The sequence below is a fragment of the Kitasatospora sp. NPDC093102 genome (assembly GCF_040683915.1).
In the GTDB taxonomy this organism is placed as follows: Bacteria; Actinomycetota; Actinomycetes; order Streptomycetales; family Streptomycetaceae; genus Kitasatospora.
In genome coordinates this window covers 1-7,684 of the sequence record NZ_JBFBFA010000101.1, presented here as the reverse complement: position 1 = coordinate 7,684, position 7,684 = coordinate 1, and the positions used below count along the sequence as shown (strand labels likewise).

The window sequence follows — 7,684 nt, the reverse complement described above, 5'->3', positions numbered from 1 at the left end:
GGTCGCGTGGTACAACGGTGAACGACTCCACTCCGCCCTCGGCTACCTCCCGCCCGACGAATACGAACAGGCCTACTGGGCGCAACTGGACCAAGTCCCGCAGACCGCTTGATCACACAATCGCGGACTCCACGAAATACGGGGCAGCTCAGTGAAGACCCCGCCGTGCCGGCGCGGACGCCCGCCCTTGGGGCCGGAGCGGGGCTCGCCCGGGTCGCGGAGCATGACCCGGTCCGAGCGCAGTCGGCCGATCAGCTCGACCGGCAGGTCGCAAAGGACGTAGGCCAGCCGGGTCACGTCGTAGCCGGCGTCCATGACGATCAGGATGTCCGGATCGCCTTGGTGCCAGTGGCCTGCCGCGATCAGACGGTCGACGACCTCCCGCAGCTGAGCCGCGGTGACGGCGGTCGCGTCGTCGGCGGGTCCCAGCCGGACCGCGTCCAGCAGCCCGACCCATGACGTGCGCCCTGACTCCAGGGCGGCGACGAAGGAGTACGGCCAGCCAGGGACGAACTGGTCGGCACTGCGGCCGCGGCCGTAGACGTGGCAGAACAGGCGCTCATTGCTCGTCGGGGCGTCGGGCCGTAGCCAGTTGGAGACGTCCACCGCCAGCGCGATCCTCCCGTCCGCGAGCCGTGGCAACGGAAGCCCGGCCAGGGTGCGGCGCAGCCGAGTCGGCTCCAGCCAGCCCCGGTCCAGCGCCTGGTACATCGCGCCGTGCCCGCGCCGGTGCTCGGCCGCGAGCGACAATTCGACCAGCGTCTTCACCGGCCCGTCCGTGCACAGCACCGCGTCGGTGAGCTCGAAGAGCGCGTCAGCGCGGGTGTACAGACAGTCGTAGAACTCAACCCGAAAGCGGGACAAGATGCCCAACCCGTCGCCTGCGGGCGACTCAAGGGGGAGACTCATGCGCAGCGGCCGTTCTCTCGTACTTCGTGACTCGACATCTCGAAGCGTGGAGAACGGCCGCCTCCGTTGTCCCGGGAAGAACTGCAGATCAGCAGGTCGAGTGACCTGCGAGGTTAAACGTCAAGCTCAGAGGGCGTTTGAGACCTGACGTGGGACGATCGGTCGGTGACTCGACTCGTGAACCGTGACCGCTCCCTTGAGGAACTTGAGCACGACCGCTGGCCGGCCCCATCGGGCGGCGAAACCCGGCTGATGGCGACCGTGCACGAGCTTCGGCGCAAGCCGATCGGCGACCTGACGGTCGAGGACATGCGGTTGCTCATCGGGCAGGACGTAGGCCTTGCCCATCTCCTGGCGCTGGCGATAGAGGTCCTTCGAAAGGACCCACTGGCGGAAGGCGACATGTACGAAGGCGATCTGCTGGCCGCCGTGCTCACCAGGGATGCGGAGGTCTGGAGCAAGTCTCCCGACCTCAGGCGGGAAGTCCGGTCGATCGTCTCGGAGTTGGCCGACGTGCCACCGACCGTGAAGCGCGACATCGAGGGGTTCCTGGCCCGATAGGCCGCCGAGAGCGGCTGCCGTCGGGGAGAGGTCGGGCCGGCTCCAAAGTCGGGTAGCCGGATCACGTTGCCGTGACCCGGGGCCGCGCAGGTGCCGGCCGGGGAGCAGGGCTCGCTCGCCGCGGAGCGGCGCCGGGCGCTGGAGGAGATCGACCCGTGGTGGTGCCCGGTGTGGCCGGTCACCTGGCAGCGCGCCTACGCCACCGCGCGGCTCTGGTGGCTGGAGTCCGACGGCCTGGTCGACTGGGCGCAGCTGCCGCAGGACACGGTGTTCGAGGGCGAGCAGCTCGGCCGGTGGGTTCAGGCGCAGCGGGCCGGGTGGCCGGCTCTGGAGGAGGAGCAGCAGGACCTCCTTGGCGCGATCGGCATCGAGGAGGACCAGGAGCTGGTGGCCGCGGAGGCGAAGCCGAAGGTGTCCCGCTCGGACCGCTTCGCCCAGGGTCTGGCGGCGCTGGCGGCCTTCATCGAGCGGGAGCGGCATCCCCGAGTGCCCCGCCCGCACAAGGAGCAGGTGGAGACCGTCGAGGCCGGCCCCGGCGGTGAGGAGCAGGTGGTGGTGTCGCACTTCGCGCTGGGCACCTGGCTCAACAACCAGAAGGCGAGGCGGGCGAAGCTGACCCCGGGCCAGCTCGCGCAGCTCGCCGAGCACGGAATCGAGTGGGCGTAGCGGGCCGTCCCCTGCCGGGGCGGTGTCGTGGCCCGGCGGTGGGCTGCCGGGCCACGAGAAGGCCTGCACGACCTGAACAACGGCTCCTCTCAGCCGCCGGCGGTTTCGGACCGGGGCTTGCGGCTGCGCACCGCCGCGAGGGTCTCCGGGTGATAGATGCCCTTCACCCCGTACGGCAGGAGCTTCGGGTCGAAGTCCACCGCCCGGCCAGCCAGCACCACCAGCTCGGCGGGGCCGCTGCGGCGCCACTGCGGCCCGCAGGTGTCGGCGAGGTGGACGATCAGCAGGTGCCGCGACGCATCCCAGGCCCGGGCCTCCTCGAAGGTCAGGTCGTGATCGAGCATCCAGACGGAGATGCGCCGCATCATGCGGGGCGCCATGAGGAACTGGCTGAAGGCGGGAAGCGGGTGCTTCGAACGTCTGCGCATCAACTCTCCTGCAAGAAAAGGTATTTGGGAACTCTTGCATCATCTCAACGACGTGGTGCGCATATCGGTTTCCCTGCGGAAAGGGGCAGTTCAGGTCGCTTGCCGTCCGCGTCTGGACCGGTACAGCCCCAGCACCCCGGCACGCGGGACGGCCGGCTCGCTTCCGTTCCAGCGGCACGGCGCGGGCGAGCGCGGCGGTCGGCCACCAGCCGATCCGTGCCCGAAAGGGGCCGTGATGTCGGTGGACAGGAGCACAATGTTGGCTCCGTTAATGCACGTCGACGCCGGGCGCCGCCGCTGCCTGCCGGGCCCCGAAGACGTCCGGCCGCCGACCGGGCGGGGTGCCGTCCCACTCCGCCAGAAGCGCGCGCAGCCGTTCGGCCACCTCCGGCGCCACACCACTGCGCTGCGCCGTGTACCGCAGGTACTCCTCGGCGGCCTGGAGCAGGCCCGGGCGCGGGTACAGCATGGCCATGGCCTTGCGGGTGCCGTAGCCGAGAACGTGGCACCAGGAGTCGCCGTCTCCCCGGTCCGGGTCGTCCTCCTGCACCGGAATGTGCCCCTCGACGAACTCTCCGTTGGGCTGCTCGCAGGTTCCCCAGCCCTTGCGCAGCGTGCAGTCCTGGCACGCCAGGACGCCCCGCATCGCCGGGTAGCGGCGCTGCCACTCGGCGTCCAGGGCCCAGACGTCATCGGCCAGCGCGATCGGCCTGCTGCACAGGCCGCACCGGATGCGGAACGAGGGGACGGGCATAGGGACAGACTCCTGCCGCTCGGCACGGGGCCGGGCAGCCGAGCCGTGTACGGGCCCGGCCGCCCGAGGGCTTCACCGTGCTGCGCCCGATCCGGTGGGGGTGTCCGGGCCGGGCGGTGTGGAGCAGGCGCAGCCGCGCGCCCTGGTCGGGGCGCTCGGCGGGAACAACGAGCAGCCGGTCGGCCGGCAACGGGGTCATCCGGCGGCGGCTCAGGCCCGCCTGGCTGTCGTGGACCGGGTGGATGGTGCCGGTGTGGCGGTCAGGGCCGGCGATGGCGGCCGGAGCCGGTCGCCACCGCGGTCGTCGGTGGTTCGTCGGTGAGGGCGATCGCCACCCAGGCGTGCCCGTCCCACTCCTGAATCAGCCGCGGGGCGGTGGGGTCGACGTGCGCGGCGGCCGTGGTGACGACACGTCGCGCTCCAACCGGGCGCAGGCGCCGGCTGCGGCGCTGGGCCCACTCGCTCAGCGGTTCGTCGTCCACGGCCCGGTCCCCTCTCGCTGGGTGGTCGGTGGGGTCAGCGTGGCAGGGGCCGGACGGGGTCGTCCAGCCACAGGTGCTGTCCGTCCGGGGTGACGGTGAGGCCGAAGCGGGCAAGGCCGGGCCGGTCCGCTGCGGTCCACCAGGCGTAGGCGGTCTCGAACTCCTCCCACAGCCGTCTGGCTCCGTACTGGCGCACCTGGTGCTCGCCCTCGCCGTCGCGGAACGTCGTCGCCGACCAGGCCGGGTCGGTCAGCGAGTACAGCCACAGAGTGCGGGCGCCGTCGTCGTGCGCCTGGACCGCGTGCGTGACGCCGTCCAGGAGCAGCCCCATCAGGAAGGTGAAGGCCGCGTGCCGGCCGTGCTCGGGCGGCGTGGTCACCGTGACGCTCTCGGCGAGCGTGCCGCCGTTCGCGGGCGGCTCGGGCCAGATGAGGCGCTGGGAGCGCAGCTTCATGAACTCCACCGGCGCCAGAAAGCGGCCCGACGCGGTCGTGCCGTCGTCGTGGACCGTCAGGCGCAGCAGGGCGTCGAGGTTGCTGTAGTGGGTGCCCCAGGGGATGAGGATGAGGGCGCCGGGGCGGGCCTGGCGGATCCAGGCGTGGGGGACCTCGCGCAGCGCGCAGGTGGCCACGATCCGGTCGTACGGAGCGCCGGGCGGCCAGCCGTCGGCCCCGTCGACGCAGACCACGGTGGGCCGGTAGCCGGCCTCGTGCAGGGCGGTGCGGGCCCGAACGGTGACATCGGGGTCGATCTCGACGGTGACCACGTTGGCGTCGCCCAGCCGGTGGGCCAGCAGCGCGCTGTTCCACCCGGTGCCCGTGCCGACCTCGAGGACGCGCTGCCCGGCCTGGACGTCCAGGTGCTCCAGCATCGCGGCGACCACCGAGGGCTGGGAGGCCGAGCTGGTCGGCACGCTGCCGGGCTGCTCGCCGTGGTGCCGGCCGTCATCCCACTGCGTGACGATCGGGATGTCGGCCTCGGCGGCCGCCGCCCAGCCATCCGGGTCCGCGGCCCGGCTGACGGGTCGGCTGGTGTTGGTGGCCAGGTCGTGCGCCCACATCAGGTCAGGCAGGAACAGAGAGCGGGGAACCGCGGTGAAGGCGGCGTCCCAGATGCGGGCGGGCCGCCCCTGCTCGGGGCGGCCCTCCTTCTGCGCGGTGCTGGTCACTTGCGGTGGCCTCCGTCACCGGGCGGCGTGCTGCCGTCGGGGTTCGGCGGGTCCGAGGGCGGCGTCCACGGGGTGCCCGGGTGCCCGTCCCCCTCGCCGCCACCGCCGCCCGAGCCTCCGCCGCCGTGTCCTCCGTCGTGGTCCATGCCGAGCTCCTTCCGTCGCTGTGATGGTGCCCTCCCGGGGCCCGGGAGGAGTAGAGGGCCGACCCGCGTTCGCTACCCAGGGCCGGGGATGCGGATGCGCAAGTCCGCGTGGACGGTCTTGCCGAACGGCTCCAAGGACGCGCCCCAGTGCCCGCCGGTCAGGCGGTGGACCAGGGCAAGTCCCCCGTCCCGGACGCTGATCCGCACGCACCGCTCCGTGACCCGCTCGACGGTGACCGTCATCTTCCTTCGGCAGCCGGTCCGAACCGCGTTGCCGACCAGCTCGCTGACGATCAGCTCCCCCGCCTCGACCAGGTCCTCCAGCCCCCAGGCGCGCAGCGCGGTGCGCACCAGGCGCCGGGCCGCCGAAGCGGACTGCGGCTCGTACGGCAGCAACGCCCTGGCGGCGTCGGCGGCCGGGGGCCGCGTCGGGCTCTCGACGGTCGTGGTCACCATGCAACTCGCACCCGCCGGCGCCGCCAAGGCGCGGCCGTAGCCGGTGGGCGGGGTATGGGGTGCGCGGCCACGGCGGGTACTCCGCTCTCTTCGTCGGCGGTGACGGCTGCGCCCACCCGACGGGGGGCAGGCGGGCGCAGCGGCCCCAGCTCGCCCGCCGGGGCCGGGTGTCCGGTCCGTCACGGCGGGCAACGGTTCGACGGTAGGGAGTGACCGGCCGGGCCCTCAACGCGTTTGCACGCGTTTGCAGGAATTCAGCCCAGGGAGTCAGCGGCCCGGGAGATCAGGGCCCTCGCCTGCGCGCCGTAGACTGCGAAGTCCTTGAGCCGGTCGAACGCCTGGGCGTAGAGCGCGAGCTCGCTGGGCGTGGTGACGGTCACCTGGGCGGACAGCAGCTCCACCCCGGCCTCGGCGTCGTCGAAGATGTTGAACGTCTCCACCGGCCACATGGTGCGCTGCGCGGTGAACGGGATGACGCCGAGCGAGACGGCCGGCAGCGCCATGGACTCCAGCAGGTGCTCCAGTTGCTCGGCCATCGTCTCGGCAGTCCCGAGGCGGTAGTAGAGGACGGACTCCTCCACCAGGATCGCGAAGCGGTGGTGGCCGGTGCGCACGACGCGGGAGCGGGCCAGGCGCGCCTTCACGGCGTCGGCGACGTCGTTGGGGGTGCGGCGGAAGTCGGCCACCGTGGCGAGCAGCGCGGTGGCGTACGCCTCGGTCTGCAGGACGCCCGGCACGACGCGGGAGGAGTAGGAGCGGAAGTGCCGGGTGCGCTCGTACAGGGGTGCCGCGGACTCCTGGAGGCGGCGCAGGCCGGTGCGGGTGAGGCGGCGCCACTCGACGTACATGGAGTCCACGGCGCGGTTGGCGGCGATCAGGTCCTCGGCCTGGTCGTCGGCGCCGCACGCCTGGCACCAGGTGCGGAGGTCGGCGTCCGAGGGCGCGGTCTTGGCGTTGATGATGCGGGAGGTCTTGGCGCCGTTCCAGCCGCACCGGGCGGCCAGCTCCTGGCCCTGGAGGCCAGCGTCCTGCATGATCTCGCGCAGCCGCGCGGCGACGGCCAGGCGGGCTTCCTGGGCGCTGGAGGACGGGGAGGCGGGCATGGAGCTGGTCGTCCGGTCCGGGGTCAGACGGTGTACTGCTCGTGCGGGACGGCGCGCTCCCAGACGGCCTCGAACGCGTCTCCGCAGAGCTTGGCCACGGCGGGGTCCTCGCACATCTCCGGCCCGGCAGAGGCCCCGTCGCCGGTGAAGTGGTTGAACCGCACGATCGTCTGGTCGAACAGCCAGAAGTCGTTGCCGGGCAGCGCGAGGTCGGAGGCCCGGCGGCGCGGCAGCCAGCGGACCTGCTCGCCGGCCGCCAGGTTCACTACGGTTCCAGCGTGCTCGTAGCGAATGTACGCGGTGACCGGCTCGGAGACGATCCGGGCCCGGCGCACCACGACACCGCGGGCGACTGCGGTCCGGATCATCGACACCCAGCCGGACCAGCCCTCGCCTTCGGGATCGAGGTCCGGGTGAATGCCGGTGCGCTGGAAGTGCTCGAACTCCTCGGCTTCGCCGGCGATGCCGTAGGAGTCGCGCATCTCCAGGTGCACCGCGGAGTGCCGGGCACCGGCCAGCAGCTCAGAGAAGACCGTCACGTTCGGCATCGTCGAGCGCCTTCCTGATGATCTGCGCCATGCGCAGCGGGATGCGGGTCACGTTCTCGTGGTCGGGGGTACCGACGGAGTGGCCGGGCACCCATTCCGTCGTGCCGATCTCCGTCAGGAGCTCCTCGCCGGGCTTGAGGCCCTGGAAGACGAGCTCCCTCTTGGCGTCGTCCACCCACACCATCGGACTCTCGTCCTTGCCGGTATTGGGGTCCACCCCGGCGAACCGTAGCGTCATGATGCCCTCCCGTACCAAGTCGGTTGCGCGGTTTTGCACGACGTTCCACCCGCAGGTGACGGCACGTCAAGAGCGCGCGGGCGCAGCCAGGCGGCACACGCCCTACGACCGGGCCCGGGGTAAGAATTTCGGCTCCCCTGTCGCTTCCGTGGGTCGCTGACCAGGGCTGATACGCAGAACACGCCGTATCCCGGCTACGTTTCGACTTGCGAAGATACGAAACGG

Annotated in this window: 11 protein-coding genes and 1 pseudogene; 2 read left to right on the top strand and 10 right to left on the bottom strand. The window is 71.9% G+C overall.

Translation table 11 applies throughout. The features are described 5' to 3' along the window. Positions 1–162: 162 nt before the first annotated feature. Positions 163–909 (bottom strand): annotated as a pseudogene (locus AB0O11_RS38800) (transposase); the annotation flags it as partial. A 165-nt stretch (positions 910–1,074) separates the two neighbouring features. Here AB0O11_RS38800 and AB0O11_RS38795 point away from each other — a divergent pair. Both AB0O11_RS38795 and AB0O11_RS38790 read left to right on the top strand, forming a co-directional pair. Beyond that, a complete protein-coding gene (locus tag AB0O11_RS38795) occupies positions 1,075–1,470 on the top strand; it encodes a contact-dependent growth inhibition system immunity protein (protein ID WP_363397211.1) in 396 nt (131 codons plus the stop codon). 90 nt (positions 1,471–1,560) lie between these two features. Further along, positions 1,561–2,136 carry a helicase associated domain-containing protein gene (locus AB0O11_RS38790; protein WP_363397208.1) on the top strand — a complete coding sequence of 192 codons (576 nt, stop codon included), beginning with the start codon at positions 1,561–1,563 and terminating at the stop codon, positions 2,134–2,136. A gap of 89 nt (positions 2,137–2,225) precedes the next feature. Here AB0O11_RS38790 and AB0O11_RS38785 read toward each other — a convergent pair whose 3' ends face one another. The 9 genes from AB0O11_RS38785 to AB0O11_RS38745 all read right to left on the bottom strand — a co-directional run bounded on the left by AB0O11_RS38785 (position 2,226) and on the right by AB0O11_RS38745 (position 7,459). Then, entirely contained in the window at positions 2,226–2,564 is a 339-nt protein-coding gene (locus AB0O11_RS38785; RefSeq protein ID WP_363397205.1) for a hypothetical protein, read from the bottom strand. Positions 2,565–2,832: 268 nt separating this feature from the next. Further along, complete coding sequence (locus AB0O11_RS38780; RefSeq protein ID WP_363397203.1) at positions 2,833–3,318, bottom strand: hypothetical protein; 486 nt, start codon at positions 3,316–3,318, stop codon at positions 2,833–2,835. Positions 3,319–3,578: 260 nt separating this feature from the next. Then, on the bottom strand, positions 3,579–3,800 hold the full coding sequence (locus AB0O11_RS38775) for a DUF6087 family protein (protein WP_363397200.1): 222 nt from the start codon (positions 3,798–3,800) through the stop codon (positions 3,579–3,581). Positions 3,801–3,834: 34 nt separating this feature from the next. Then, the gene (locus tag AB0O11_RS38770; RefSeq protein ID WP_363397197.1) at positions 3,835–4,968 is read right to left on the bottom strand and encodes a methyltransferase domain-containing protein; all 1,134 of its coding nucleotides are present in this window, start codon (positions 4,966–4,968) and stop codon (positions 3,835–3,837) included. Further along, the gene (locus AB0O11_RS38765) at positions 4,965–5,114 is read right to left on the bottom strand and encodes a hypothetical protein (RefSeq protein ID WP_167745251.1); all 150 of its coding nucleotides are present in this window, start codon (positions 5,112–5,114) and stop codon (positions 4,965–4,967) included. Before AB0O11_RS38765 ends, AB0O11_RS38770 begins: the two co-directional genes overlap by 4 nt. Before the next feature lie 72 nt (positions 5,115–5,186). Further along, positions 5,187–5,570 (bottom strand): ATP-binding protein, encoded by a 384-nt coding sequence (locus AB0O11_RS38760; protein WP_363397194.1) that lies wholly within the window; start codon positions 5,568–5,570, stop codon positions 5,187–5,189. A 254-nt stretch (positions 5,571–5,824) separates the two neighbouring features. After that, positions 5,825–6,673 (bottom strand): helix-turn-helix transcriptional regulator, encoded by an 849-nt coding sequence (locus AB0O11_RS38755; RefSeq protein WP_363397191.1) that lies wholly within the window; start codon positions 6,671–6,673, stop codon positions 5,825–5,827. A 23-nt stretch (positions 6,674–6,696) separates the two neighbouring features. Then, positions 6,697–7,221 carry a DUF6879 family protein gene (locus AB0O11_RS38750; RefSeq protein WP_363397188.1) on the bottom strand — a complete coding sequence of 175 codons (525 nt, stop codon included), beginning with the start codon at positions 7,219–7,221 and terminating at the stop codon, positions 6,697–6,699. After that, entirely contained in the window at positions 7,196–7,459 is a 264-nt protein-coding gene (locus tag AB0O11_RS38745) for a hypothetical protein (RefSeq protein ID WP_363397185.1), read from the bottom strand. The genes AB0O11_RS38750 and AB0O11_RS38745 overlap by 26 nt, the downstream gene beginning before the upstream one ends. Positions 7,460–7,684 lie beyond the last annotated feature (225 nt).